This is a genomic window from Hydrogenophaga sp. (genome assembly GCF_014773545.1).
Classification (GTDB): domain Bacteria; phylum Pseudomonadota; class Gammaproteobacteria; order Burkholderiales; family Burkholderiaceae_C; genus Hydrogenophaga.
Map to the genome: position 1 here is coordinate 44,028 of NZ_SDDV01000004.1, position 26,006 is coordinate 70,033.

The 26,006-nt window shown below is 65.4% G+C and carries 20 protein-coding genes and 2 pseudogenes; 12 read left to right on the plus strand and 10 right to left on the minus strand.

The window, feature by feature from the left end; genetic code table 11:
• Window positions 1-23: 23 nt before the first annotated feature.
• The 4 genes and pseudogenes from EST26_RS04095 to EST26_RS04110 form a co-directional block, all read left to right on the plus strand.
• Window positions 24-728 (plus strand): response regulator, encoded by a 705-nt coding sequence (locus EST26_RS04095; RefSeq protein ID WP_291065618.1) that lies wholly within the window; start codon window positions 24-26, stop codon window positions 726-728.
• 25 nt (window positions 729-753) lie between these two features.
• The gene (locus EST26_RS04100) at window positions 754-3,081 is read left to right on the plus strand and encodes an NADP-dependent malic enzyme (RefSeq protein ID WP_291065619.1); all 2,328 of its coding nucleotides are present in this window, start codon (window positions 754-756) and stop codon (window positions 3,079-3,081) included.
• Window positions 3,082-3,291: 210 nt separating this feature from the next.
• Window positions 3,292-3,705 carry a ribonuclease domain-containing protein gene (locus EST26_RS04105; protein ID WP_291065620.1) on the plus strand — a complete coding sequence of 138 codons (414 nt, stop codon included), beginning with the start codon at window positions 3,292-3,294 and terminating at the stop codon, window positions 3,703-3,705.
• A gap of 51 nt (window positions 3,706-3,756) precedes the next feature.
• A pseudogene (locus EST26_RS04110) lies at window positions 3,757-4,152 on the plus strand (barstar family protein); the annotation flags it as partial.
• Window positions 4,153-4,305: 153 nt separating this feature from the next.
• Here EST26_RS04110 and rsmA read toward each other — a convergent pair.
• Genes rsmA through lptD form a run of 3 tightly spaced genes read right to left on the minus strand, consistent with a single transcriptional unit; the run spans window position 4,306 to window position 8,910 of the window.
• Window positions 4,306-5,070, minus strand: a complete 765-nt coding sequence (gene rsmA / locus EST26_RS04115) for a 16S rRNA (adenine(1518)-N(6)/adenine(1519)-N(6))-dimethyltransferase RsmA (RefSeq protein WP_291065622.1) — start codon at window positions 5,068-5,070, stop codon at window positions 4,306-4,308.
• Window positions 5,070-6,404 carry a peptidylprolyl isomerase gene (locus EST26_RS04120; RefSeq protein WP_291065623.1) on the minus strand — a complete coding sequence of 445 codons (1,335 nt, stop codon included), beginning with the start codon at window positions 6,402-6,404 and terminating at the stop codon, window positions 5,070-5,072. The genes rsmA and EST26_RS04120 overlap by 1 nt, the downstream gene beginning before the upstream one ends.
• A 34-nt stretch (window positions 6,405-6,438) precedes the next feature.
• Window positions 6,439-8,910 carry an LPS assembly protein LptD gene (gene lptD / locus EST26_RS04125; RefSeq protein WP_291065624.1) on the minus strand — a complete coding sequence of 824 codons (2,472 nt, stop codon included), beginning with the start codon at window positions 8,908-8,910 and terminating at the stop codon, window positions 6,439-6,441.
• A gap of 95 nt (window positions 8,911-9,005) precedes the next feature.
• On the opposite strand from lptD, the pseudogene EST26_RS04130 reads away from it, so the two are divergent.
• A pseudogene (locus EST26_RS04130) lies at window positions 9,006-9,374 on the plus strand (aminoglycoside phosphotransferase); the annotation flags it as partial.
• An 84-nt stretch (window positions 9,375-9,458) separates the two neighbouring features.
• On the opposite strand, the gene EST26_RS04135 reads toward EST26_RS04130, so the two are convergent.
• Genes EST26_RS04135 through EST26_RS04145 form a run of 3 tightly spaced genes read right to left on the minus strand, consistent with a single transcriptional unit; the run spans window position 9,459 to window position 13,024 of the window.
• Window positions 9,459-10,916, minus strand: a complete 1,458-nt coding sequence (locus EST26_RS04135) for a GntP family permease (RefSeq protein ID WP_291065625.1) — start codon at window positions 10,914-10,916, stop codon at window positions 9,459-9,461.
• On the minus strand, window positions 10,913-12,004 hold the full coding sequence (locus EST26_RS04140) for a patatin-like phospholipase family protein (RefSeq protein ID WP_291065626.1): 1,092 nt from the start codon (window positions 12,002-12,004) through the stop codon (window positions 10,913-10,915). Before EST26_RS04140 ends, EST26_RS04135 begins: the two co-directional genes overlap by 4 nt.
• 57 nt (window positions 12,005-12,061) lie before the next feature.
• Window positions 12,062-13,024, minus strand: coding sequence for a LysR family transcriptional regulator (locus EST26_RS04145; RefSeq protein WP_291065627.1), 963 nt, complete (start codon window positions 13,022-13,024; stop codon window positions 12,062-12,064).
• A gap of 101 nt (window positions 13,025-13,125) precedes the next feature.
• Between EST26_RS04145 and EST26_RS04150 the strand changes: the two genes are divergently transcribed.
• From EST26_RS04150 to EST26_RS04170, 5 genes are all read left to right on the plus strand, one after another.
• Complete coding sequence (locus EST26_RS04150) at window positions 13,126-14,649, plus strand: NADP-dependent isocitrate dehydrogenase (protein WP_291065628.1); 1,524 nt, start codon at window positions 13,126-13,128, stop codon at window positions 14,647-14,649.
• A 57-nt stretch (window positions 14,650-14,706) separates the two neighbouring features.
• The gene (gene dinG, locus EST26_RS04155; protein ID WP_366474295.1) at window positions 14,707-17,004 is read left to right on the plus strand and encodes an ATP-dependent DNA helicase DinG; all 2,298 of its coding nucleotides are present in this window, start codon (window positions 14,707-14,709) and stop codon (window positions 17,002-17,004) included.
• Window positions 17,005-17,026: 22 nt separating this feature from the next.
• Window positions 17,027-18,097 carry a phosphate ABC transporter substrate-binding protein PstS gene (gene pstS / locus EST26_RS04160; protein WP_291065629.1) on the plus strand — a complete coding sequence of 357 codons (1,071 nt, stop codon included), beginning with the start codon at window positions 17,027-17,029 and terminating at the stop codon, window positions 18,095-18,097.
• Between the two features lie 327 nt (window positions 18,098-18,424).
• On the plus strand, window positions 18,425-18,895 hold the full coding sequence (locus EST26_RS04165; protein ID WP_291065630.1) for a CopD family protein: 471 nt from the start codon (window positions 18,425-18,427) through the stop codon (window positions 18,893-18,895).
• Window positions 18,896-19,032: 137 nt separating this feature from the next.
• On the plus strand, window positions 19,033-19,359 hold the full coding sequence (locus tag EST26_RS04170; protein WP_291065631.1) for a DUF1840 domain-containing protein: 327 nt from the start codon (window positions 19,033-19,035) through the stop codon (window positions 19,357-19,359).
• Between the two features lie 96 nt (window positions 19,360-19,455).
• Here the strand turns inward: EST26_RS04170 and EST26_RS04175 are convergent, their stop codons facing one another.
• Entirely contained in the window at window positions 19,456-20,439 is a 984-nt protein-coding gene (locus EST26_RS04175; protein ID WP_291065632.1) for a tripartite tricarboxylate transporter substrate-binding protein, read from the minus strand.
• 396 nt (window positions 20,440-20,835) lie between these two features.
• On the opposite strand from EST26_RS04175, the gene EST26_RS04180 reads away from it, so the two are divergent.
• Window positions 20,836-21,675, plus strand: a complete 840-nt coding sequence (locus tag EST26_RS04180; RefSeq protein WP_291065754.1) for a pseudouridine synthase — start codon at window positions 20,836-20,838, stop codon at window positions 21,673-21,675.
• Window positions 21,676-21,767: 92 nt separating this feature from the next.
• Window positions 21,768-23,180 (plus strand): HAMP domain-containing sensor histidine kinase, encoded by a 1,413-nt coding sequence (locus EST26_RS04185; RefSeq protein WP_291065633.1) that lies wholly within the window; start codon window positions 21,768-21,770, stop codon window positions 23,178-23,180.
• Between the two features lie 12 nt (window positions 23,181-23,192).
• On the opposite strand, the gene EST26_RS04190 is transcribed toward EST26_RS04185, so the two are convergent.
• The 3 genes from EST26_RS04190 to EST26_RS04200 all read right to left on the minus strand — a co-directional run bounded on the left by EST26_RS04190 (window position 23,193) and on the right by EST26_RS04200 (window position 25,928).
• Window positions 23,193-23,786 carry a response regulator transcription factor gene (locus tag EST26_RS04190; RefSeq protein ID WP_291065634.1) on the minus strand — a complete coding sequence of 198 codons (594 nt, stop codon included), beginning with the start codon at window positions 23,784-23,786 and terminating at the stop codon, window positions 23,193-23,195.
• Window positions 23,787-23,927: 141 nt separating this feature from the next.
• Window positions 23,928-25,238 (minus strand): tryptophan--tRNA ligase, encoded by a 1,311-nt coding sequence (locus EST26_RS04195; RefSeq protein WP_291065635.1) that lies wholly within the window; start codon window positions 25,236-25,238, stop codon window positions 23,928-23,930.
• A gap of 21 nt (window positions 25,239-25,259) precedes the next feature.
• Window positions 25,260-25,928 (minus strand): site-2 protease family protein, encoded by a 669-nt coding sequence (locus tag EST26_RS04200; protein ID WP_291065636.1) that lies wholly within the window; start codon window positions 25,926-25,928, stop codon window positions 25,260-25,262.
• Between the last annotated feature and the right edge of the window lie 78 nt (window positions 25,929-26,006).

A 26,006-nucleotide genomic window follows, 5' to 3' on the forward strand; every position in this document is an offset into this window, starting at 1 on the left:
CAGCGAGGCGCGCGCACGGCATCATGGCAACCATTCTGGTCGTAGACGACGAACTGGGCATCCGGGACCTGCTCTGGGAAATTCTGAACGACGAAGGCCACACGGTCGAGTTGGCCGAAAACGCGGCCCAGGCCCGTAGCGTGCGCACCCAGTTTCGGCCCGATCTGGTGCTGCTCGACATCTGGATGCCCGACACCGACGGCGTGACCCTGCTCAAGGAATGGTCGAGCAGCGGCTTGCTGACCATGCCCGTGATCATGATGAGCGGGCACGCCACCATCGACACGGCGGTCGAGGCCACGCGCATCGGCGCGGTGGCTTTTCTGGAAAAACCGATCACCCTGGTCAAGCTGCTCAAGTCGGTCGAGCAAGGTCTGAACAAGCTGCAGTTCAAGCCGCTGGCCACACCCAGTCCGCTCAAAATCTCACACGAGCCGCTCGTCGAACTGAGCGTGCAAGCCGCCGTGAGCGCCAGCGCCAGCCTGAGCCCGCCGCCGCTCGACACCGCCTTGCCGTCCTTACCGTCCTTACAGTCGTTCTGCCTGGAAGGCCCGCTGCGCCAGGCGCGCGATGACTTCGAAAAAGCCTACTTCGAATACCATCTGACCCAAGAGGCCGGCTCCATGACCCGGGTGGCCGACAAGACCGGCCTGGAGCGCACCCACTTGTACCGCAAGCTCAAGCAGCTGGGGATCGATTTGTCGCGCGGCAAGCGCCGTCTGCCGTGAGCTTGCGCCCACTGAAACCACATCCATGAACAACGACCACAGCCCCGATGACAAGCGCGCTGAATTCAGGCGTGCCGCCCTGCACTACCACGAAAAACCCGTGGCCGGCAAGATGGCGATCCATGCCACCAAACAACTGCTGAACCAGCGCGACCTGGCACTGGCTTATTCGCCCGGCGTGGCCGCGCCCTGTGAGGAAATCGTCGCCGACCCGGCCAACGCTTTTCGCTACACCGGACGCGGCAATCTGGTGGCGGTCATTACCAACGGCACGGCGGTGCTGGGGCTGGGAGACATCGGGCCACTGGCGGCCAAGCCGGTGATGGAAGGCAAGGCGGTGCTGTTCAAGAAGTTCTCCGGCATCGACGTGTTTGACCTCGAAATCAATGAAAAAGACCCCGACAAGCTGGTCGAGATCATCGCCGCTCTCGAACCCACGTTTGGCGGCATCAATCTGGAGGACATCAAGGCGCCGGATTGTTTCTACATCGAGCGTCGCTTGCGCGAGCGCATGCAGATTCCGGTCTTTCACGACGACCAGCACGGCACCGCCATCGTCGTCGGCGCGGCGCTGCTCAATGGACTGAAGGTGGTCGGCAAAGACATACGGCAGATCAAGCTGGTCACCTCGGGTGCCGGTGCTGCCGCGCTGGCTTGTCTGGGGCTGCTGGTCAAACTCGGGCTGCCGCGCGAAAACATCTGGGCCACCGACCTTGCTGGGCTGGTCTATACCGGGCGCACCGAGCTGATGGACGAAGACAAAGTCCAGTTCGCCCAGGTCACCAGCCAGCGCACCCTGGCCGAGGCAATAGACGGCGCCGACGTGTTTCTGGGACTGTCGGCCGGCGGCGTGCTCAAGCCGTTCATGGTGGAAAAAATGGCGTCGCGCCCCTTGATTTTTGCGCTGGCCAATCCAACGCCGGAGATTCTGCCGCATGAGGTCAAGGCCGTGCGCGGCGACGCCGTCATAGCCACCGGCCGCTCGGACTACGCGAACCAGGTCAACAACGTGCTGTGCTTCCCGTACATTTTTCGTGGTGCGCTCGACGCCGGGGCGTCCACCATCAACGCTGACATGGAGATCGCGGCGGTGCGCGCGATTGCCGAACTGGCGCAGGCCGAACAAAGCGAAGAGGTGGCCGCTGCCTATGCCGGCGAGCAGCTCAGCTTTGGGCCCGAGTACCTGATTCCCAAGCCTTTTGACTCGCGCTTGATGCTGAAAATCGCGCCGGCGGTGGCGCAGGCGGCGCAAGATAGCGGCGTGGCCCGCAGACCCTTGCCCGATATGGCGGCGTATCTGGAAAAACTGCAAAGCTTTGTGTTGGCCTCGGGCAGTCTGATGCGGCCGATCTACGCTGCGGCCAAACAGGCGCTGACCAAGCGCGTGGCCTACGCCGAAGGCGAGCAAGAGCGGGTGCTGCGTGCCTGCCAGATTGCAGTCGATGAAGACCTGGCACGCCCCACCCTGATCGGCCGCCCGGCGGTGATCGCGCGCCGCATCGAACAATTCGGCCTGCGCCTCAAAGAGGGACTGGACTACGATGTGGTCAACGTCGAGCAAGACCGGCGCTACCGCGACTTCTGGCAAAGCTACCACCGCATGGCCGAGCGCAAGGGCGTGACCGAGCAACTGGCCAAAATCGAGATGCGCCGGCGCCTGACGCTGATCGGCTCCATGCTGCTGCACAAGGGCGAGGTTGACGGCATGATTTGCGGCACCTGGGGCAGCACCGCCGATCACCTGGCTTACATCGATCAGGTGATTGGCAAGCGCGTCGGCGGCAGCCCGCGCACGGCGCAGGATGTGCGCATTTACGCCTGCATGAACGCGCTGCTGCTGCCCGGGCGGCAGGTGTTTGTGGTCGACACCCACGTCAACTACGACCCGAGCGCCACCGAGCTGTGCGAGATCACCGTGATGGCGGCCGAAACCATGCTGCGCTTTGGCGTCAAGCCCAAGGTGGCGTTGCTGTCACATTCCAATTTTGGCTCGTCGAACCAGCCCAGTGCGATCAAGATGCGCCAAACACTGGAGCTGCTGCGTGAACAAGCGCCCTGGCTGGAGGTGGACGGCGAGATGCACGGTGACCTGGCCATTGACCCGGTGGCCCGCATGGGCTTGATGCCGCGCTGCGAACTCAAGGGCGAGGCCAACTTGCTGGTTTGCCCCAACATCGACGCCGCCAACATTTCCTACAACCTGCTCAAAACCGCCGCTGGCGGCAACATCGCCATTGGCCCGGTGTTGCTGGGCGCGGCCAAACCGGTACACGTGCTGACCCCCAGCGCCACCGTGCGTCGCATTGTCAACATGACGGCGCTGACCGTGGCCGAAGCCAGTGTGGCGCAATGAAGCCGCCCGTGAAGGCGTGCGGCAAGTTTCGATCCGGTTTAACCACTGAGCATGCCTGTTTATTCAGCAGCGGCTTGCTTTTTTTTGTTGTTTGAGGCACACTTGCGCGCTTGAGTCACAGGGTTGACCCACTCATCTGGCGTGGCGGCTGGGTTCATCTTGCCGCCGGTTCGACAGGTGGGTTGACGGCATTGGGAGCACATACATTTCATGGGGTGGCAGGCAAACCCGGTAAAACCTTCGAGCCATAGGCTGCTGGTCGGCCTGGCGGTTGCGCTGGTTCTGCTGCTGAGCGCGGTCTGGGTGCAGGGGCGCACAGTCGATTGGGCGCAGACCCCGGCCGTGGCGGAGAACGAACTGCCGGTGCAGGCGCAGCAGGTGCTGGCGCAGATTCGCGCCGGCGGGCCGTTTCGCTACCAGAAAGACGGCGCTGTCTTTGGCAACCGTGAGCGCCTGTTGCCGCTGCAAAAACGTGGTTTTTACCGCCAGTACACCGTGCCCACGCCGGGGGAGCGTGACCGGGGTGCGCGGCGAATCGTTTGCGGCGGCTTGCAGCCACAGCGTACCGATGCGTGTTTTTATACCAAGGACCACTACAACAGCTTTCGGCTGATCGTGCCGTGAGATGGGGTTCCGAACAGATTTTCAACTTTGAACTTAGAAAGAGACGCGCAGATGGACACGCCCCTTCGTAATGTACGTCCCAATATCGTGCAGTCGATTCGCGCCTACAGCGTCAAGGAACTGCAGGCCGCGGCCGAGCAATTGGGCCACCACTTTCTGTACGCCAACTTGGCCAAGGCCACGAGCAAGCAGGATGTGCTCGAGCGCATTGGGTCGCAGTACACGCTGCCGACGCATTTTGGCAAGAACTTCGATGCGCTCTACGACTGCATGACCGACTTGGTCAACAAGTCGGGGCAACAAACCGGCTTCATCGTCGTGCTGGAGCACATTCCGGCGCACGCCAAGTTCGACAAGGAAGCGCGCGAGCAGTTGCTCGACGTCTTCCGCGACACGGCAGACTACTGGGCCGAACGCAAAATTGCGTTTCGCTGTTTCTATTCGTTCTCGGTTGCGCGCACGCCCAAGGGCGAAGAGCCCATTGCCGTGGCCAGCGACGATCCGATGCCAACCGACAAGCTGCTCGACGTCAGTCCGATGGCGCTGCGCATGAGCAGTCCGTTCAACGCCGGTTACTGGACGGCGGCGGTCTGAGCGGCTTTACGGCGGCAGCGCTTGTGTCAGCGCCACGTATTCGGCCACCGGCACCTCCTCGGCGCGGCGCTGCAGGTCGAAGTGGCCGGCAAAGTTTCTTTGTTCCAGCCAGGGGCCCAGGGTGTTGCGCAAAATTTTGCGCCGCTGGCTGAATGCGGTTTGCACCAGCTCGCCGTAGCGCTTTTGGGCTATGGCTGGGGGTGCGGCCAGCGGCCGCATGCGCACGATGGCGCTGTCGACGCGCGGCGGCGGATCAAAACTGGTCGGCGGCACCAATAACAGCAACTCCATCTCGTAGCGCCATTGCAGCATCACCGACAGGCGACCGTAATCGGACGTGGCCGGGCGCGCCACCATGCGCTCGACCACTTCTTTTTGCAGCATGAAATGCTGGTCTTGCACCACGCTGGCGTGCTCAAGCAGGTGAAACAGAATCGGGGTCGAGATGTTGTAGGGCAGGTTGCCGACCACGCGGATGCGGGTGGACATGCGCTGCGCCGCCCAGGCGCTGAAATCGACTTTGAGCACGTCCGACTCGATCACCTCGAGCTGGCGCTGGCTGCGCAGCCGGGCGGCCAGGTCGCGGTCGAGCTCGATCACCGCCAGCCGACCCAGGCGCTGCAGCAGCGGCTGCGTCAGCGCCGCTAGGCCGGGACCGATTTCGATCACCGCCTCTGCCGCTTGCGGATCGATGGCGTTGACGATGGCGTCGATGACGGTCGCGTCGGTCAGGAAATGCTGTCCAAAGCGTTTGCGCGCCCGATGCTTCATCAGGGCTGCGGCGCTTCGCGCTGTTCGACGAAGGCGCGGCCTCGCACATCCTGGGCCCAGGCGATCAGTGCCTGCTCGGCCTTTTCCTCGTGCAACTGCTCGCGCACGATCTCGCGCTGCTCGCGCTCGCTCAGCGTGCCCTGGCGCCGTTCGTCGACCCGGATCAGATGCACACCAAAGCGCGAGACCAGCGGCGCTGAAATCTCGCCGGGGCGCAGCGTGTTCATGGCTTGCTCGAATTCGGGCACGAACTGACCCGGTCGGGCCCAGCCCAAGTCGCCGCCTTGCGGTGCCGAGCCGTCCTGGCTGTGCGCACGCGCCAGCGCTTCGAAACTGTCTTGACCGCTGATGATGCGCTGGCGCCACTGCCCGAGCTGGTCGAGTGCGGCTTGCGGGCTGAGCTGGGCGCTCGGGAGCAGCAGAATGTGGCTGGCTCGTGTCTCGGTCAGCAGCACGTCGGGCCGGCCGGCCTGCTGCTTTTCCAGCACTTTGAGGATATGAAAACCCGCCGAACTGCGCAGCGGGCCAACGACGGCGCCGACCGGCAGCGCGCGGGTGGCTTGGACGAACAGTTCGGGCAGGCGATCGGCCGGGCGCAGACCGAATTCGCCCCCACGGACGCGCTCGGGCGCGTCGGAGAATTCGAGCGCCAGGGCGGCGAAGTCGGCGCCGGCGCGGGCCCGCTCGGCCACGCTCTGGGCGCGCGCTTGCAGCGCCTGCACGTGGTCTGCAGCCGTGTCTTGCGGCACCCGCACCAGCACGTGTGCCAGGTTGAGCTCCAGCCCGCCGTCGCCCACCGGTTGGCGCTCGCGCAGGGCGTCGTCGATCTCGCTTTCGCTCACCCGCACCCGGGCGGCAATTTCACGCTCTTGCAGCATACGCAAAACGATCTGGGTGCGCAACTCGTCGTGGAAACGGCGGATGTCGATGCCGTCGGCGGCCAGTTGGCGGTGCAGGGCGGGCACGCTCATGCGATTTTGCGCGGCAATCGATTGTTCGGCCTGCGCCAGCGTGGCCGGGTCGGCGCGGATGCCAAGCGCAGCCGCATGTTGGAGTTGGGCGCGTTCGTTGATCAGTTGCTCGAGCACATCGGCCGCCAGTTGGGGCCGCGGTGGCAGCGCCCTGCCTTGCTGGCTGAGTTGCTGTTCGATGCGCAGCAGGCGCTGGCGCACATCGCTGTTGGTGATCGGTTCGGCGTTGACCAGCACGACAATGAAGTCGGCGCTGCGCGCCGCCGCCGGCGCCGCCAGACTGAGCTGGGGCGACGGGCGCAGGGTTTGTGCCTGCGCCAGCGCGCCGCACAACAAGGCCGGGCCCAGCAAGCAGAGCTTCAAGCGGGACCGGTGCGCAGATTTGCGAGGGGTGGGTTCAGTCATATCGGTGGAAGCGGCTTGGTGGGTTGATTTCTTCGCGCAGGGGCTGGTAGCGTGGCACGTGTTCTCTCAGCACCTGCAGAGGGTTCGAGCCCAGCCGCGAAAAGCCGTTCAATTCGAGCTGAAACAGCACGCGCTGGTTCGCAGCGGCCTGGCCGCGCTGCAACTGTTCGAGCACCAGACGGGCGATCCAGCAACCCGCATCGTACTCAAACCCGGCCACCAGATCGACCACCTTGCCATCGGTCACACTGTAGTTGATGCGGCCGACGCTGTACCACTGGCGCGCGCACCGGCCGCCGCCGGGCTGGCGTTGCGCTGCGGCGGGCGGGCCCCACAAAGCGGACAGCGGCCACTGCCAGCTCAGGTCGACTTGTTCGCTGACGCCGCGCTGCAGGCGGTACGCGGCGCTCACAGACCGGAACGGGCCGGGCGTGTAGCTGGCGCTCAGCGTGCTGCGCACCGAGTTTCTGGTCTGGTGGTTGAACTGCACATTGGCGTCGAGCGACCAGAGCGGGCTCCACTGAATGCGCGCGCCCAGCAGGGTGTCGCTCAGGCGTTCGCGCACCGGGTCGCCGCCCGGCAGACCGCTGGCCCGGGGCAGGAAAACGTTTTGATCGCGCAGCAAATAGCGCTGCGCCAGTCCGAAATGCGCCACTTCGGCGCCGCTGTCGGGGTCGAGCAGGCGCGAGCTGGCGCCGACCGTGAGCGCGCGCGTGTCCGAGATGCGGTCGTGGCCGCCGAAGGCATTTTCGGAAAAAATCGAACTGAAGTTGAAGTCTTTGACGGCCGAGTCGTAGTTGGGCAGCAGACGCTGGTCGCGGTACGGCGTCCAGGTGAAGAAGGCGCGTGGCTCCAGCGTCTGGGTGAACGGGCGGCCAAAATAACGCGCGCTGCGCTCGAACACCAGGCCACTGTCGAGGCTGAGGGTCGGCAGGCTGCGCGTGGCCTGGAGCGAGCCGTCGGCCAGCGCCGCATCGAAGCGGTAGTGGGTGCTGTGCCACTGCGCACGCGGGTGAACGAACCAGCCCGGCGTTTGCCAGCGCCGACCGATTTGCGCCAGCGCCAACGCGCGCGTACCGTTGACTTGGTGCGTGCGCGCCGGGTCGGACTGGAAGCGGGTGAGCTCGCTCAGCAGCGACCAGTCCCAGCCGTCCAAGCCGGCGATGCGGGCGTCGTTGCGCGTGTAGCGCAAGGCCAGCGAGGGCAGGCGATCATACGGTGGCACGATGGGGGCGTGCAGGTCTTGCAAGGTCTGCCACTGGTGCACGCCGGCCGAGGCCGCCCAGGGGCCGTTCGTCCAGTTCAACACCGCTTCGCTGGCCAGCAAGCGCGCGGTCAGGCCGGTGTGGCTGCGTGGAAAGTCGCGCCAGTAATCGTCGTCGCTGACGCGGTTGATGTTGAGTCGCAGGTCCAGTGGGCCTTCGAGGTCGAACAAGCGCAGGCCGTCGCCGCTCAGTCGCTGCTGATGCTGCAGCGAGTAGCCCCAGCGCGCGTCGTCGCGCAAGCGGTCGGACGGCATCACGGAAGCGCGCAACTGGCCGCTGTAGTGCGGCTGCAGGTAGCGAAACTCGGCCCCGAAGTCCAGGCCGCGCCGACTCATGAAGGTCGGGTACAGCGTGGCGTCGAAGTTCGGCGCCAGGTTCAGGTAATAGGGCAGCGTCAACTCGATGCCGCTGATGTTGTCGATGTTGAAGGTCGGTGGCAGCAGGCCGGACTTGCGCTTGTCGGAGATGGGAAAGCTCAGAAACGGCGCGGCCAGAATCGGCACGCCCAGGAATTCGAGCACGGCTCCGCGGGCGCGCCCGACTTCCTGCGCGTGGTCGATGTCAATGCGCGCAGCGCGCACCAGCCAGTCGGGCCGCCATTGGGCGCCGGGTGTGCGCGGGCAGGTCGAGTAGCGCGCGTCGACCAGCGCCGTCTGATCTTCGCCCAGGAATTCAATCCGGCTGGCGTCGCCCAGGCCGATGCCGTCGAGCAAGGAAAACTCGGGCTGCTCAAAATGGCCGCGTTGGGTTTGCACGTTGAACAGCAGCTCCGGGCCGGAAAAACGGTCGCCGCTGCGGTTGACCCGCACCTGCCCGAGCGCGCGCGCCTCCTGGCTGCGACGGTCGAATTCAAGCCGATCGGCGCGGATCACGATGTCGTGGCGGCGCAGCTCGGCGGCACCCTCGAGCACCACCTGCGCATCGGCCTGGCCCCACAGGCGTTCGCCAAAAAGAAAGATCGGCAAATAATCGTGCACCTGCGGCGGCAGGTGTTCTTGCAGCAAGGGGCTGGCGCGCAGCGGCACGCCAGCAGCGGGCGCTGCCTCGGCGGCGTTCTCTGCAGCCTGCCCCGCAGCCGGTGCAGCCAAGGCGGCAGCAGCCAGCAGCGCCCACAGGCCAGGCAGTGCCAGCGGCGCGCGTGCGGCCCTGGGGAGGCGGTGGAGCAGGGTAGGAAGCGGTGGTGCGAAGCGGCGGATCACGGCAAAGAGGTGTAGGTGGCAAGCAAACGGCAGCGACACCCGGGTGAGTAGAATCTGCGCCGATTATCCGAGATTGTTCTGCGACCCTTGCGCGCTTTCAAGACGCCGTCCACGGCCCGATCAGCTACGACATCGCCAGCTTGCTGCGCGACGCCTTTCTGAGCTGGGACGAAGACTTCGTCATCGACCTCACGGTGCGCTATTGGGAAAAAGCGCGTCCGGCTGGACTGATGGATTTTGAAGACTGGCACCAAGACTTTGGCGCTTTTTACCGTGCGGTGGAATGGATGGGCTTGCAGCGGCATCTGAAAGTAGCCGGTATTTTTGCCCGCCTGACGCTGCGCGACGGCAAGCCAAAATACCTGGCCGACGCGCCGCGCTTCATTCACTACATTCGCCACACCAGCCACCGCTACCGCGAACTGGGGCCGCTGCTGGTGTTGATCGGATGCCCGTTAACGTGAAAGTCGGGCCGCGACTCACTTCGCTCCCCTCTCCCGCGTGCGGGAGAGGGGTTGGGGGTGAGGGAGAACGGGCAGGACTTTCATTTAAAACGACCCGAACGCCGTTCCCAGCAGCACCACAGCCACCAGCGCCAGCAGTGGAATGGCGACCGCGACGACGAAGATGTCGGCGTACGACTGGCGGTGCGTCAGGCCGCAAATGCCCAGCAGCGTGATGACGGCGCCGTTGTGCGGTAGCGCGTCCAGGCCGCCAGCGGCGATCGCCGTCACGCGGTGCAGCAAGTCAGGCCCTATGCCCGCCGCCTGCCCCATCGCCAGCCAGTGCTCGCCGAGTTCGCGCAGCGCAATCGTCATGCCGCCCGAGGCCGATCCGGTGACGCCGGCCAGGATGTTGACGGCAATCGACAGCGACACCAGCGGGTACTCGGGCGCAATGCCCAGCACGGCGTCGCGAATCAGTGCAAAACCGGCCAGCGAGGCGATCACGGCGCCAAAACCGACCTGCGAGGCGGTGTTGAGCAAGGGAAGCACCGAACTGCTGGCGCCTTGTTCGAGCGTGTCGCTGAGCTTGTCCAGTCGCTTGCGCTGCAACACGATCAGCAGCACGATGGCCGCGCTCAGTGCCGTCACCACAGCCCAGAGCCCGCGCACGCTGGCGATGTCGGTGGCGCCAAAACGCGGCTCGGCCAGGTAGGCGGTGTCCAGCGCGGGCAGCAGCCAGGTGGCCAGCAGGTAGTTGAGCACGATCACCAGCAGCACCGGCGCCAGGGCGCAGGCCAAGGCCGCCCGGCCGGCTGCCACGCTGGCGTCGGCACCGGGCCGGGTCGCCGGGGCGGGCTTGACGGCGGCGCTGGGCAGACCGGCGGACGGATCGACCGGCAGCGCCGCTTCTTCGTGCTGTCCGTAGCCCTCGCCGCGCGCCCGGGCTGCCGCCGCCCGGCGTGTCAGCCAGAGCAGGCCCAGCGCCAGCATCAGCGCGCCGCCCAGCAGGCCAATGCCGGGCGCGGCAAACGGCGTGGTGCCGAAGAAGGGCATGGGAATCGCGTTCTGGATCGCCGGCGTGCCCGGCAGCGCGCTCATGGTGAAGGTGAAGGCGCCCAGCGCAATGGTGGCCGGAATCAGCCGCTTGGGCAGATCGGCCTGGCGAAACAGCGCGGCGGCTATTGGGTAGACCGCAAATGCCACCACGAACAGCGAGACGCCGCCGTAGGTGAGCACCGCACAGGCCAGCACGATGGCCAAAATGGCGCGCCCGCTTCCCAGTGCGGTGACGATGGCGTGCGCAATCACCTGCGCTGCGCCCGAGGCCTCCATCAGCTTGCCAAATACCGCGCCGAGCAAAAAGAGGGGGAAAAATGCGATGACGAAGCTGCCCAGCGCCGGCATGAAAACCTGGGTGTAACTCGCCAGCAAGGGCGCGTCGGCGCTGAACAGCACCGCCAGCAGCGCCATCAGCGGCGCCAGAAGCAAGACGCTGATGCCGCGGTAGGCCAGCACGATCAACAGCGCCAGCGCCAGTACGATGCCCAGAATGCTGGTCATGCGGCGATCACCTGCGTCAGATCGAAGCTGCTGCGCTGGCCCAGGGCAGCGCCGTGCTGCGCCAGCCAGCGCTCGGCAGCGCCAAACCCGAGTTCATGCAACTGGTGCAAAAACGCCCAGTCGGTCTTTGTCTTGCTGTCTGCGCCCAGCGGTGCCAGCGAAGCGCCGCCGTCGAGCAGGTGCAGGCGCAGCGCCGCCACGCGCTCGAACAGGGGGTGTTGGTATGGGTGCGCCGGTCGGTCATCCTCCCCGATCAGTTGCTTGAGCAGGGCGATCGAGCGCAGTTCCTTGAGCAAGCTGGTGTTGAAGGTGACTTCGCCGATGCGCTCCAGAATATCGGAGGCGCGCTTGGGCAGTTCGACGCGCTCGATCGGGTTGATCTGCACCAGCAACAAATCGTCGGCCGGGCTGTCGGCGATCAGCGGCATGAGCGTGGGGTTGCCGGCGTAGCCGCCGTCCCAGTAGGCTTCGCCGTCGATTTCCACCGCCTGAAACAACAGCGGCAGGCAGGCCGAGGCCAGCACCATGTCGGGTGTCAGTTCGGTCTGCTTGAACACCCGCAGCGCACCGGTGCGTACCTGGGTGGCGGCAATGAAGAGCCGGGTTTTGTGGCAACGGCGCACGCGCTCGAAGTCTACCGTCTGCTCCAGAATGCCGCGCAGAGGGTTCAGATTGAGCGGGTTGAACTGGTACGGCGAGAGCTGGCTGCCGAACAGTCGGCCGGCTTGCTTCATGGGCTCGAGCCAGGGCGCCAGCCAGGGGTTTTGGGGGCTGAACCAAGGCCCCAGGGGGTGACGCTCGATGTGATGAAACGGCGACAGCTCGGCCACGCGACTCCAAAAGCAGCGCAGCACGCGGCGCGCGCCTTCGCGTCCGCCGTCCATCAGTCCGGCGGCCAACGCCACGGCGTTCATGGCGCCGGCGCTGGTGCCGCTGATGGCGTCGATTTCCAGCCATTCCTCTTGCAGCAGTCGATCCAGCACGCCCCAGGTGAAGGCGCCGTGCGAGCCGCCGCCTTGCAGCGCGAGGTCGAGTTGCAGGGGTTTGCTGGGCGTCTCGGACGCTGAGGGACTGTGGCTGCGGGTCATGGAAACTCCTGGTGTGGTTCGCGCTCTATTGTGCACAGCAGCATGAAAGTGGTGAGGCTATCTGGCTTGACAGGCCAACCAGTCGGCGCTGGCGGGGTTTTCGTTGTGTACTTGTTGCAAGTAAGCGACGAAGCGCGCCGCCGGTGCCGACAGAGGCCGGTCGGTGCGCCAGACCACCGACCACTGGCGCTGGATTGGAAAGCCCTCCACCGGCAGGCGCACCCAGGGGCAGGAATCGGCTGCGTCTGCGCGCTGTGCGCCCCAGCGCAGACTCAGCGCCGAGATCACCGCCAGGCCCAGGCCGGCGCCGACCGCGTGCTTGAGCGCTTCGTTGCTGCCCAGGCTCATGGCGATGCGGGGTGAAAAGCCGCGCGCGCTGAAATGGCGCTCGGTCACCAGTCGGGTGCCGCTGCCGGGTTCGCGCATCAGCCAGCGTTCATGCGTCAACTGGCGCAGCGGCACCGGCGGGCCGTCGGCCAGCGCGTGCTGCTGGGGACCGATCACGACCAGCGGGTTGTCCATGAAAGGCAGGTTTTGCAGCGGCAGATCGTCGGGCGGCAGCATCATCACCGCCAGCTCGTCGGCGCAGTCGTGCAGGCGGGCGATCACGCGGTCGCGGTTTTCCACCGCCAAATCGATCTCCACGCCCGGATGCAGCTGCGCGAACGGCCCCAGCAGGTCGGGTACGAAGTATTCGGCGGTGGTCACCGCCGCGATGCGCAACCGCCCGCTGAGCAGGCCGTGCATGTCGGCCAGTCGGCTCTCAAAGCGTTGCCAGCAGGCGTTGACTTCGGCCACCGTTTGCTGCAGCGCTTCGCCAGTCGGGGTCAGGCGGATGCCGCGCCCGATCGGCTCGAACAAGGCCTCGCCCACCAGCGCCGAGAGCTCGCGCAGATGCACGCTGACGGTGGGTTGACTGACGTGAATCTCGCGCGCCGCCTGCGTCACCGAACCCAGGCGTGCGGTGACTTCGAAGGCGCGCAGTTGCTGTGGCGATGCGCGCAGCAGGCGTGTATTCATAGGTCCGGTCATATTCGTTGCATCAAAAAAATGTATTTTTATTCATGAGTCGATCGTTTTATAGTCGGCCCGTCTCATCCCGCATAACGAAAGGCGCTTGCATGAAAATCGACAACCCATCCCAGACGCTGGTCAGTGGCGGGGCCGCCGAGGCCGGCGCGCTCGAGGTTCTGACACCGATCACCGTCGCCTACGGAGACGGCATCGGCCCGGAGATCATGGAGGCCACGCTGAAGGTGCTGCAGGCCGCCGGTGCGCGCATCGCACCCGAAATGATCGAGATCGGTGAAAAACTCTACCGCAGCGGCCACAGCAGCGGCATCGCCCCTGAGGCCTGGGACAGCCTGCGCCGCACCAAAGTGTTTCTCAAGAGCCCCATCACCACCCCCAGCGGCGGCGGCTACAAGAGCCTGAACGTGACCATTCGCAAGACCCTGGGCCTGTACGCCAACGTGCGGCCCTGCGTCAGCTACAGCCCCTTTGTGGCCACCAAGCACCCCAAGTTGAACTTGGTGATCGTGCGCGAAAACGAGGAAGACCTGTACGCCGGCATCGAGCACCGCCAGACCGACGAGGTGTTCCAGTGTCTCAAGCTCATCACCCGCCCGGGCTGCGAAAAAATCGTTCGCTACGCCTTCGAGTACGCACGCGCCAACGGCAGGCACAAGGTCACTTGCATGAGCAAGGACAACATCATGAAGATGACCGACGGCCTGTTCCACCAGGTGTTCGACGAAATTCGCGTTGAATACCCGCAGATCGCCAGTGATCACATGATCATAGACATCGGCGCGGCACGACTGGCGACGCGCCCGGAGCTGTTTGACGTCATCGTCACGCCCAACCTGTACGGCGACATCATCAGCGACGTTGCCGCCGAGATGACCGGCAGCGTCGGGCTGGCTGGCAGCGCCAACATCGGCGAACACGTCGCCATGTTCGAGGCCATTCACGGCAGCGCGCCCGACATCGCGGGCAAGGGCATTGCCAACCCCAGCGGACTGCTGCTGGGCGCGGTGATGATGCTGGTGCACATTCGCCAGGCCGACGTGGCGGCCAAGGTGCACAACGCCTGGTTGTGTACGCTGGAAGACGGCGTTTTCACCGCCGACCTGCAAGGTCAGGGCAGGGCGCAGATTGGCCGGCCTTTTGGCAGCATGGATTTTGCCGACGCCATCGTCGAGCGGCTCGGTCGTTTGCCGCAGCAGTTCAAGCCGATCAGTTATCAGAACCCGCCGCTGCCCACTGGCCCGGTCGCGCCCTTGTACGTGCGCCGGCCCGCAGCCAAGAAAGCCATGGTGGGCGTGGACGTGTTCGTGCACCAGTCCGAGTCGTCAGCCGATGTGCTGGCCCTGCACCTGCAGGCCAACCAGACGCCGGCCTTGCGCTTGCTGATGATCACCAACCGCGGCGTCAAGGTCTGGCCGGGTGGCTTCCCGGAAACCTTTTGCACCGACCACTGGCGCTGCCGTTTCATGGCGGCCCAGGCGGACGGCGAAATCACGCAGCGCGACATCGTCGCGCTGCTGGGGCAACTCACCGATGCTGGTGTGGACGTGATCAAAACCGAAAACCTCTGCACGTTCGACGGCGTGCAGGGCTTCGCCCTCGGTCAGGGTCAGTAAGCGTTTGTCAGTGCGGGAGCGGGGTTTGCCCGGGCTCTGGGACAATCGGCGTCGGCCGTGTCCCTGGCCCTGAACATGAACGCCGCCGACCCCAGACCCTGCGCAGCCACACCGGTACGCGCGCCAGCAGAGCTGGCGGCGCTGGCGCTGGCTGCGTTCGATCATCTGGTGGCGCACGCGCCAGGTTTTCGTGCGCGCACCGGTCAGCGCGACATGGCCGCGCAGATCGCGCAAACCCTCAGTGGCGCAACCCTGGGCGAGTTGGCCGGCACCGAGGCGGCGGCTGCACCCCGGCGCGGCATTGCGGTGCTGCAAGCCGGCACCGGTGTGGGCAAGTCGGTGGCGTACGCGGCCAGCGTGATCGCGCTGGCGCTGGCGCAACAAAAGCGCGTGCTGATTTCCACCGCCACCGTGGCGCTGCAAGAGCAGTTGATCGGCAAAGACCTGCCCGCGTTGGCGGCGTTGCTGTCCGAGCCGTTCTCCTTTGCGCTCGCCAAAGGACGGGGTCGATATGTCTGTCGCCTCAAGCTCGACCAACTCAGCGACGGCGACGCGGCCAGCGCCGAATTGTTTGATAACGACGCCGACGCCGACGCCGCTGTCGGTGCGGATGCGGCTGTGGCGGACGGGTTCGGCGCCGAGCGCCGGGCAGAACGTGCGCGCCAATACGCGCAGTGGGCCTTGCAATTGGACGCAGGCGCCTGGGACGGCGACCGCGACCGGCTCGAAGTGCCGCCGCCGCCCGCGAGCTGGCAGCCGGTGGCCGCCGAGCGCCACAGTTGCAGCGCGCGCCACTGTCCCAGCTACCACGGTTGCAGCTATTACAAAGCGCGTGCACGGCTGGCGCAGACACAGGTGATCGTGGTCAACCACGACCTGCTGCTGTCCACCCTGGGGATGTATGCGCTGCCCGACCCGTCGGACTGCTACTTGGTGCTCGACGAGGCGCACCATTTGGGCGCGGTGGCGCAAGGGCGCTTCACCCAGGCCATGGACTTGATGCACAGCCAATGGCTCGATCGCTTGCCACGCGCGATCGACGAGGTGTGTAGCGCCTTGCAGCACACGCCGGCCTTGAACGTGGCCCCACTGGCGCGCGAACTCAAGACCGCACTGGCTGAGCTGGCGCGGCTGGCGCTGGCGCGCGTCGCTGCGCGGCCCGAGTGGAGCGTCTTGTGCCGTGGCGCAGGGACGGCTGCTACTGACGCCCCGGCGGTGCCGCTGCTGGAGCGCTTTGAAAGTGGTGCGCTGCCGCCCGAGTGGTTGCCCCCGCTGGAGCTGGTGCACAGCCGCGCCAACGCCCTGCTCAAGCAACTGGAGGCTTTGGCTGGCCAGATCAAGGCCAAGGCGCGCGACAACCCGGGAGAGGCCGCCCGTTGCGCGCGACTCTACAGCCGCCTGGGCGCTTTTGCGCCGCGCCTGCAGCACACGTGGGCCACCTCCGAACTATTTTTGCAGCAGCCCCAGGCGCAGCAGCCACCCTTGGCCAAGTGGTTGCAAGCCGGTACCGAGCGCGGGCTCGTCACGCTCAGCGCCCACGCCTGCCCGCTGCAGCCCGGCAGCCTGTTGCGCCAGCAGCTCTGGAGCCGGGTGCGCGCAGCGGTGCTGACCTCGGCCTCTTTGGTGAGCTGCGGCAACTTTGAGCACTTTTTGAGCGAGTCGGGTCTGGACGACGATCCGGACGTGGTCTGCCGTGCGGTGCAAAGCCCGTTCGACCACGCACGCCAGGGTCGTCTGGTGGTGGTTCAGACCCAGGCCGACCCGAAAGACGTGTCGGCTTACACCGACGAGATGCTGGCGGCGCTGCTGCAAGATCTGGCCGCCGTGCCACGCGGCGCGCTGGTGCTGTTCACTTCCAGGGCGCAGTTGCGCAGCGCGCAGGAATTGTTGGCGAGCGAGCCGCACGGCGAACTGCGCGCGCGGGTGCTGGTACAAGGCCAGACGGCGCGCCCGCAGTTGCTGGCGCGGCACGCCGCGCGCGTGGCGCAAGGGCAGGCCTCGATTCTGTTCGGGCTGCAATCGTTTGGTGAAGGGCTGGACCTGCCGGGCGCGTTGTGCGAATGGCTGTTCATCACCAAGCTGCCGTTCGCATCCCCCAATGACCCGGTCAGTCAGGCGCGCGCCGACTGGCTGAAAAGCCAGGGCCGCGACCCGTTTGCCGAACTGGTGATACCCGCCACCGGGGTGCGCTTATTGCAGTGGAGCGGCCGCGCTTTGCGCAGCGAGGCAGATCAGGCGGTGATCGTCTGCTACGATCGTCGGCTCTTGCTGCAGGCCTATGGACGTCGCCTGCTCCAGGGCCTGCCGCCCTACCTCTTGCAGCGGCGCGTCAACGGCGTGCTGTTTCCGGTTTGATGGTTTTATTCTTCTTGCCGAAATGAAAACACCGATTCGTCCACTGCGCGGATTTTTGCTGTTGATCGTTCTTTGGGCTGGCCTTGCCGCTCTGGCCTGGTCGCAGCCGCCCGCTACCCTGGTCGTGCAGGGTGCCGGCGCGACTTTTCCAGAGGATATTTATAGCATCTGGGCCGAGCGCTATCAGGCCGTCACCGGCACGCAGATCCAATACCAAGCGACTGGATCGGGCGACGGCGAGCGCCAGATCAAGGCGCGCCTGGTGGCATTCGGTGGCACCGACACGCCGCTGACGCCCCAAGAGTTGGCCGAACACCGGCTGATCCAGGTGCCGACGGTGGCCGGCGCCGTGGTGCCGGTCTTCAATCTGCGGGCGCTGGCGGGGCGGCGGCTGCAACTCTCTGGCGAGGTGCTGGGCGAGATGTTCAGCGGCCGGATCGAGCGCTGGAACGACCCCCGAATTGTCGCTCTCAACCCGGGGGTGGCGCTGCCCAATCTGCCGGTGCGCCGGATCGTGCGCTCAGATACCTCGGGTACCACGCACGCCTTCACGCGCTACCTGGCGCTGGTCAGCCGCACTTTCGAGACCGAAGTTGGCGCCTCGCGCTTGCCACGCTGGCCCGGTGAGGTGCTCAGCGCGGCCGGCAACAGCGGGGTGGTCAAGCTGCTGCAAAATACCGAAGGCGGCCTGACCTACGTCGGCTACGACCGCGTGCGCAGCCAACGCCTCTCCAGTATCAGCTTGCAGGACACTGCGGGCCGTCCGGTACAAGCCAGCGAAGCCAGTATTCTGACCGCGCTGCGTGCCAGCGACGTGCATCGCACCGGGGACGACAGCGCCAACACCTTGAATATGTCGGCACCCGGGAGTTGGCCCATCGTCATGGTGACCTTTTTGCTGTTCGACGCCGAGCCGGCACGCGCCAGCGACGTCGAACCCGCCATGCGCTTTTTGGTCTGGTCTTTCCTGCAGGGCGACCGGCTGGTCAGCGGCACCGGCTTTGCCCCGCTGCCGGTGCTGCTGCAGGCGCGGCTGTTTGCTCGACTGATGCAGGTGCGGCCGCGCGACGGTCGGGCGGTTCACTTGCTGTGATGTCGCGCCCGGCGCTGTTGCACAAGCCGGAAGGAGGACGAGATGACCCCTACTCCAGAGCCGCCATGCCATGTGCCATGACAAGCGCGGGCACCGTGGTAGCGCGTCCAAGCTAGGCAGGGGCCAGGGCCGCGCTGTGCGTCCGTGCGGGTGGCGAGCCTGCGGTTCGGCGTGGGTCCGTCCTTCCTTTGGCAAGCCCGTTGGCCCGTCTGCCAACCCATTTTCCTGCTGCCAAGGGTTTTCATGCTGGGGGGCTGTTCACCGCACCGCGGTGGGTTAGGATCAGTTTCCTCAACTCTACTGCGGCTTGCTGCCGCCTTGATCGCCATGGTTTATGAATTCTTGAAGCTGGTGCACCTGTTGGCCGTCGTGGTCTGGGTCGGCGGCATGGTGTTTGGCTACTTTTTCCTGCGTCCGGCAGCGCAGTTTCTGGAGCCGGCGCTGCGCGTGCCCTTGCTGCACGGGGTGATGCAGCGCTTTTTTGCTGCCGTACTGGTAGCGGCTACGCTGGTGCTGGTCAGCGGCATGTGGATGATTGCCCGATTGGCCAAGGAAACCGTGCAGGCCGGACTGGCCTTCAATATGCCTTTGGACTGGAAAATCATGGCGGTGCTGGGGTTGTTGATGATAATCATTTTTGGGCACATTCGGTTTTCGCTGTTCAAGCGCCTGGGGCGCGCAACAGCCGCCAGCGACTGGGCCGCCGGTGGCGTCGCGTTGGCGTCGATTCGCACCTGGACCGGCATCAACCTGGCGATTGGCGTGCTGATCATTGCCGTTACCTTGCTGATGACTTGAGTCTCGAACCGGGTGTCGGGCAAAACCGCCGCGCCGCTGGCGCTGGCGCTTGATCGGGTCGGCTGCGTGGATGTGACGGACGTGACTTGAGGCAAAATCAGACGCGGTGTGCATGTACAAACACGAAGGAAAATTCGATGTCTCTTTATCGATTCAAATCGCGCGAAACCGGCGACCTGGTCATGCTCGAGCCGCATGGCAAACGCACGCTGGAGATTTTAGGCAAGCCGCTGACAGGCCCGGGGATCATTTTTCCGGCCAAAATGGCGGCTGCGGTGCAATTGCTGCGCGACGCGGTGGAGCAGGAAGAGGCAGAGCAGCAGCGGCTGCGCCAAGAGGCCGAAGCGGCTGGTGAGGCGCCGCCGGAATTCGACGTCGTCAGCCTGCGCATGCGCAGCGCCCCCCTGATCGACATGCTGCAACGCTGCGAAAAGGCTGGGGTCGAGATCATTTGGGGCGTTTGAGCCGGAATGGGCTGCACGCCCGCTGCGCAGTCTGCTTAGCGGGCTGGCGCAGGCTTGAACAGCCGGCGCGCCAGCCGGCTTGCGCCGCGTCAAGGCTTAGTCGGCGAACTGACCCGCCGCTTCAATTACGCTGCGCAGCTTGGTGATTTCGCCTGCCACAAAGGCTTTATGGCCAGCCGGGGTGATGCGCCGGTCGCGCGCCACGACGGCGCCCAGGGCTTCTTGGCGTTTGATGAATTCGGGGTTACGCAGGGCGGCTTGCAGCGCGTCGTTGAGCCGCTTGGTGACGGCCGTTGGCGTGCCTTTGGGCGCGTACAGACCGTGCCAGACGGTCAGGTTAAAGCCTGTGAGCCCCATTTCCTGCAGCGAAGGATAGTGCCGCAACACCGGGTGCGTCGACAGCGGGCTGGCGGTGGTGACGGCGAAGGCCTTGATCCGCCCGGCTTCGATTTGCGGCATGACGTTGGTGGTCTGGTCGCACATCACGTCGACCTGGCCGCCGATCAGGTCGTTCATGGCCGGGCCGGTGCCGCGGTAGGCGATGGTGGTGATCGATTGGTTCAGTCGCATGGCCGACTGCCACATCAGGCCGCACAGGTGCGAGGCCGACCCCAGACCAGCGTGTGCCAGGTTGAGCCGGCCGGCATTGGCGCGGATGTGGTTTTCGAGGTCTCGGTAGGTGGTGGCGGGCAACCTCGGGGCGCCGACCACAACCATGGGGACGTCGTTGATGATGCCCAGGTATTCGAAGTCTTCCAGCGCCTTGAACTGCAGGTTGCGATACAGGCTGGCGGTGGCGGCCATGCCGATGTGCCAGACCAGCAGGGTGTGGCCGTCTGGCGTGGCGCGCGCCACCCGGGTCGCGCCAATGGTGCCGCCGGCGCCGGCGGCGTTTTCCACCACGATGGTGGCGTTGCCCAGCGGGCCGCGCATCGCTTCGGCCAGATGACGCGCCACCAGATCGGTCGGGCCGCCGGCGGCGAAGGGAACGATGAGGGTGACGGTTTTGCTTGGGAAGGCCTGCGACCAGGCCGCCGTGCTGAGTGTGGCGGCCAGGGCCAATGCGAACATTTTTTTCATGCAATTGCTCCTGAGGGTTGAATCAATGCAGCATGATAGGCTCGCTGACAAAGGTTTTTGCAGCGGAAGTTGCGTAGTCGACCATGAGGGAAAACCCTATCGGGTAACGGGCGCGCGCTTCGTTCGCCAGTCTGGGATGATCGCCACATGTCGACCGAACCACTCAAACACACGCTCAAACTCAAGCCGCAGGCGGCTCAAAATAGCCCGACCGGGCCATTCCCGGCGCGCCGTGCACCGGTGCGCCCGCGCGGCCCGGCGCGTGCGCAAAGTGTGGCCGCTCGCGTGCGGCAGCCAGCCCGCGCGCCGATCGAACGCCCGGCGTCAAACGCGCGGCACGGCTCAGACGACGGGGCCCGTGCGGCGCGGCAGAGCGCGCCGCACCCAGCTGGCGCTGTGCCGCAGCAGCCGCAGCGGGCGGTCGCCCAGAGCGTCGAGGGGCAGCGCTTGAACAAGCGCATGGCCGAGCTCGGGCTGTGTTCGCGACGCGAGGCCGACGCCTGGATTGCGCGCGGCTGGGTGCGCGTCGATGGTCAGCCGGCGGTGATGGGTCAGCCGGTGTCGGCGCACGCGCGCATCGATGTGCTGGCGCAGGCGCGCCACCAGCAAGACGGGCGGGTCACGATCGTGCTGCACAAGCCGCTGGGTTATGTCAGCGCTCAGCCCGAGGACGGTCACGAGGCGGCGGCGGTGTTGATAACGCCCGCCAATCGGTGGCGCGGCGACGCGGGCACGCCGGCGGCACCCGAGCGTCGTTTTGCGCCCGAACACAGCCGCGGGCTGGCGCCGGCCGGCCGGCTCGACATCGACTCCAGCGGTCTTTTGGTGCTGACGCAAGACGGCCGTGTGGCACGTGCGCTGATTGGCGAGCACAGCGGGGTGGAAAAAGAATACCTGGTGCGGGTGCATTACGCGCCCCAAGACAGCGCAGGCGCCGCACCAGCCGAACGTGTGACGCAAAACGTGCAGGCCGCCCTGGACCCTGCGCTGTTGCAGCGGCTGCGCTTTGGGTTGAGCCTGGACGGCAAGCCGCTCAAGCCGGCGCAGGTCGAGTGGCAGAACCCGGAGCAGTTGCGCTTTGTGCTCACCGAGGGCAAAAAGCGCCAGATCCGGCGCATGTGCGAACAAGTGGGGCTGCATGTGGTGGGCCTCAAACGGGTGCGCATCGGGCGCGTGCTGCTGGGCCATCTGCCGCCGGGGCAGTGGCGGTATTTGCGCAGCGACGAACGCTTTTGAGGCTGGGGTCGCCGCAGTGTGCAGCAAGCGCTGGTGGCGGTACCGACTCAAACCAGTGCGAGAATGGCGCACCAAACGATAACAGCCGGTCCATGCTCGTCGATACCCAGCCCGCCACCCACCAACATCAGCCCGCCGCGCCCGAAGTGAGGGCGTTGTGGGTGAAGTCCAAGCAAATCGGCGTGTTGATGGACGGCATGCCGGCGGCCTTGCTGGCGGGCGTGCTGTCGATGCTGGTGCTGGTCTACAACATGGCCAATGAAGTCAGTCTGCCCGGCTTGCTGGTTTGGGCGGCAGGCTTGCTGGCGCTGTTGGTGTACCACTACCGCCTGATCGGCATTTACCGTTTGCGTCACGACAGTTCCGAAGGCTCGCAGCGGCTGGCCTTCGTCGAGCGCTACCGCTGGATGTGGGTGGCGCTCGGTCTGTTCTGGGGCGCTGCGGTGCTGCTGAGCTTTCAGCAAGCGACGCTGCAGACGCAGTTTGTCACCGGTCTGGTGGTGCTCGGCCATGCGTTTTTGACCCTGGTCATTTGCAGCGCCTATCTGCCGGTGTTCCGGCTCTACGCGCACAGCTTGATGGGGTCGGTGGTGCTGGGTCTGCTGGTCAACACCGCGCGCTTGGCACACGGCCTCGACGTGCCGCTGTTCGGTTTGGAAATGATGGCGCTAGCCCTGCTTTTTTGGTGGCTGCTGATGCGGGTTGGCACGCGTTTGAATCAGGTGCACCAGAGCAATTTCGAGCTGCAGTTTTCCAACCAGGAGTTGATCGACTCGCTCACCTTGCAAACCCGGGCCGCACAGCGCGCCATCACGGCCAAAAACCGTTTTCTCGCCTCGGCCGCGCACGACTTGCGGCAACCGGTGCACGCGCTCAGCCTGTACGCCGACTGGTTGATGGCAGAGCCCGAGATGGGGCGCGACATTGCGCCGCGCATGCTGCAATCGACGCGCGCCATCAATGAATTGTTTGATTCGCTGTTTGACCTCACACGCATCGATGCCGGCAATTACAAGCTGCGTTTGCAAGAGGTCGACGTGCAGCAATTGTTTGCCGATCTGCTGTCGCAGTATGAGCCGGTCGCAGCCGCCAAGTCGCTGCGCCTGCGCAGCCGCACCCGGCCGATGACGCTTTGGGCCGACCCGGTGGTGTTGCGCCGCATGCTGGGCAACCTGCTCTCCAACGCCTTGCGACACACCAAGCAGGGCGGGGTCTTGCTGACACTGCGGCGCCGAGAAGGGGTGCTCGCGTTTGAAGTCTGGGATACCGGCGTTGGGATCGAGCGCGAGCATCAGCAGGCGATTTTCCAAGAGTTTTTCCGCGTCTCGCAGCACCAGGGCACCGAAGACAGTCTGGGCCTGGGACTGACCATCGTCTCGCGCCTGGCCACCTTGATGGGCTACTTGCTCGACTTGACTTCCACCATGGGCCGCGGCAGTGTGTTTCGCATCATGTTGCCGCAGCAAACGCAGCAGCGGCCAACGCTGATTGCGTCGGCGCGCTGAGCGGGTGGGGACTCAGAATTCGAGCAGTCCGGCGCTGCGGGCCAGGTGGCTGGCCTGCGAACGGCTCTTGACGTTGAGGCGGCGAAACAGCCGCCACAGATGCACCTTGACCGTGTGTTCGCTGATCTGGAGTTGTTCGGCGATGTCTCGGTTGGACAGGCCGCGATCGAGCAAGACGAGCAATTGTTTTTGCCGCTTGGAGAGTTTGCTCGGAATGGTGGGGGCGTTTTCGTCCTCGCCGTCTTCGATCAGAAATTCGCGCAGCACCTTGGATATCTGGGCCGCACCGGCCGATTTTTCCACATAGGCATCGGCCCCGGCTTCGTGCGCCAGGTCTTCGTAGTCGCTGGCTGGCGAGGCTGAGAGCACGATCAGCGAGGTATCGGGCAGCAGTTGCCGCATCTCGCGCACCCCGGAGACGCCGTGCGTGTCGGGCAGCTTCAAGTCCAGGCAGACCAACTCGGGCTCACCGTGCTCGGCGATTGCTTTGCCGACCGAAGCCATGCGTTCGAGCTCGACCACCTGGGTCGATGCGCGCATGCGGCGCAGCAGCATGACCACAGCCTCGCGCATCAGTGGGTGGTCATCGATGACAAAAATACTCATGGCGGACGGTTGATCGTTGTTCGCAGCGCAGGAGCCGGTTGTTTGTGTCGGAATCCAACAATAGCCAGAAGGGGTTAATTTTTCACCCGCTGCCAGATTATCAGGGTTTCGATCGCTTGTGTGGCGCCGCGGCGGCAAAACTTATGCAAATCGCTTATGGCCCCCCGCTTTGCTCAGCTCTTGCAAGGCGCTGGCAAGGGCCTGGCTCTGACCGGGTTGGGGCTGCAAGGCCGGCATTTCAGCCAGCGCCGCGCTGCCACGCCCTTGCAAGTGGGCGATGGCTGCAGCGGCCGCCTGCGGTGTGGCAAAACCGGCGCTCTGCAGCAGCAAGCGGCCTTGCGCGTCCAGCAGCTTGAAATAGAACAGGCCGTCGCTCTGGCGGTACTGCTTGAAAGCGGGCCGGGCAAGCCGGGCCGCTTTGCCGCCTGGGGCCGCTGGCGCTGCGCGTTCGAGCGCACGCAGGCCTACCGCCTGGCGCAGCCGGGCGCAAAAGGGGGTGGCGCTGGCGCGCGCTTTTTCCGCCCCGTCGCGCAGGACCCTCTCGATGTGCGCCGGCTCCTGCATCAGTTCGTCGTAGACCTCGCGCAGCGGTGCGAGCTCGCGCTCGATGCGCTCGAACAGCGCTTGCTTGACCTCGCCCCATGAGATGCCGTCGGCATAGGCCTGCGCCAGCGCGGCGGACTCCGGCGCCGAAGCAAAGGCCTGGTAAATCTGAAACGGCGCCGAACCTTCGGTGTCCTTGGGCTCGCCGGGGGCGCGCGAGTCGGTGACGATGCTCAGGATGAGTTTTCTGAGCTGCTCACGCGGCGCGAACAGGGGAATCGTGTTGTCGTAGCTTTTGCTCATCTTGCGCCCGTCGAGCCCGGGCAGGGTGGCCACATGGGCCTCGACCGCCGCAGCGGGCAGCAAGAAGTGTTCGCCGTAGAGGTGGTTGAAGCTGACGGCGATGTCGCGCGCCATTTCGATGTGTTGCACCTGGTCGCGCCCGACCGGCACCTGCTGGGCGTTGAACAGCAAGATGTCGGCTGCCATCAGCACCGGGTACATGAACAGGCCTACGCTCACGCCCTGGTCGGGGTCGTCGCCTGCGGCATTGTTCTTGTCCAGCGCGGCCTTGTAGGCGTGGGCGCGGTTGAGCAAGCCTTTGCCGGTGACGCAACTCAGCAGCCAGGTGAGCTCAGGGATTTCCGCAATGTCCGACTGGCGGTAGAACGTGACGTGCTGCGGGTCCAGGCCGCAGGCCAGCCAGGTGGCGGCAATCTCCAGCGTCGAGCGCTGCACCCGTACGGGGTCGCCCACCTTGACGAGGGCGTGGTAGTCGGCCAGGAAGTAAAAGCTCTGCACACCCGCTGGGCGGCTGGCGCGCACACTGGGGCGGATCGCGCCCACGTAGTTGCCCAGGTGCGGGGTGCCCGAAGTGGTGATGCCGGTGAGGACGCGCAGGTTTTGCATGGCAGAAGGTGCGGGATCGAATCAAAATAGCAGCAGACGCAGCGGCGTCAGCAGCGCTTCAATGGCGGCGTTGCTCAGCGCCATCAGCGGGTGCAGCCAGAAGGTGCCGACGATGCCGGTCAGCACCAGTGCCAGCACGACGAAAAAGCCCCAGGGCTCGACGCGCGCGAGCAAAGAAGCCGGCTGCGGCGGCAGCAGACCGACCAGAATGCGCCCGCCATCAAGTGGCGGCAGCGGAAACAGGTTGAAGGCAAACATCACCAGGTTGACCAGCACGCCGGCGCGGCACATGTCGAGGAAAAACCGTTCTTCCACCCCGGCGGCCAGCAGCAGGTACAGCAGCACGGTCCAGCCGATCGCTTGCAGCAGGTTGGCACCCGGACCCGCCAGTGCGACCCAGATCATGTCGCGTCGGGGCGAGCGCAAGCGGTTGAAATTCACCGGAACCGGCTTGGCGTAACCGAACAGGAAAGCCCCGGCGGTGGCGAAAAACAGCAGCAGCGGGATCGCGATGGTGCCGACCGGGTCGATGTGCTTGATCGGGTTGAGCGTGATGCGGCCCAGCAAGTAGGCCGTGTTGTCGCCGAAGTGCCGCGCCGCGTAGCCGTGTGCGGCCTCGTGCACCGTGATGGCAAACAGCACAGGAATGGCGTAGAGGGTAATGGTTTGAATGATTTGGGCGAAGTCCATGGCGGCCCCGGTCAAAGCGCCATTGTCCCAGAAGGGGCGGCAGCGCACGCAGACCGCTTCGGCGGGCCCGGCACGCGT

Excerpts from the sequence above, each read along its gene's own strand:
- EST26_RS04095 (WP_291065618.1), top strand. The coding sequence starts at position 24 with ATGGCAACCATTCTGGTCGTAGACGACGAACTGGGCATCCGGGACCTG.
- EST26_RS04100 (WP_291065619.1), top strand. The coding sequence starts at position 754 with ATGAACAACGACCACAGCCCCGATGACAAGCGCGCTGAATTCAGGCGT.
- EST26_RS04105 (WP_291065620.1), top strand. The coding sequence starts at position 3,292 with ATGGGGTGGCAGGCAAACCCGGTAAAACCTTCGAGCCATAGGCTGCTG.
- rsmA (WP_291065622.1), bottom strand. The coding sequence starts at position 5,070 with ATGAAGCATCGGGCGCGCAAACGCTTTGGACAGCATTTCCTGACCGAC.
- EST26_RS04135 (WP_291065625.1), bottom strand. The coding sequence starts at position 10,916 with ATGACCAGCATTCTGGGCATCGTACTGGCGCTGGCGCTGTTGATCGTG.
- EST26_RS04140 (WP_291065626.1), bottom strand. The coding sequence starts at position 12,004 with ATGACCCGCAGCCACAGTCCCTCAGCGTCCGAGACGCCCAGCAAACCC.
- EST26_RS04145 (WP_291065627.1), bottom strand. The coding sequence starts at position 13,024 with ATGAATACACGCCTGCTGCGCGCATCGCCACAGCAACTGCGCGCCTTC.
- EST26_RS04150 (WP_291065628.1), top strand. The coding sequence starts at position 13,126 with ATGAAAATCGACAACCCATCCCAGACGCTGGTCAGTGGCGGGGCCGCC.
- pstS (WP_291065629.1), top strand. The coding sequence starts at position 17,027 with ATGAAAACACCGATTCGTCCACTGCGCGGATTTTTGCTGTTGATCGTT.
- EST26_RS04165 (WP_291065630.1), top strand. The coding sequence starts at position 18,425 with ATGGTTTATGAATTCTTGAAGCTGGTGCACCTGTTGGCCGTCGTGGTC.
- EST26_RS04170 (WP_291065631.1), top strand. The coding sequence starts at position 19,033 with ATGTCTCTTTATCGATTCAAATCGCGCGAAACCGGCGACCTGGTCATG.
- EST26_RS04175 (WP_291065632.1), bottom strand. The coding sequence starts at position 20,439 with ATGAAAAAAATGTTCGCATTGGCCCTGGCCGCCACACTCAGCACGGCG.
- EST26_RS04185 (WP_291065633.1), top strand. The coding sequence starts at position 21,768 with ATGCTCGTCGATACCCAGCCCGCCACCCACCAACATCAGCCCGCCGCG.
- EST26_RS04190 (WP_291065634.1), bottom strand. The coding sequence starts at position 23,786 with ATGAGTATTTTTGTCATCGATGACCACCCACTGATGCGCGAGGCTGTG.
- EST26_RS04195 (WP_291065635.1), bottom strand. The coding sequence starts at position 25,238 with ATGCAAAACCTGCGCGTCCTCACCGGCATCACCACTTCGGGCACCCCG.
- EST26_RS04200 (WP_291065636.1), bottom strand. The coding sequence starts at position 25,928 with ATGGACTTCGCCCAAATCATTCAAACCATTACCCTCTACGCCATTCCT.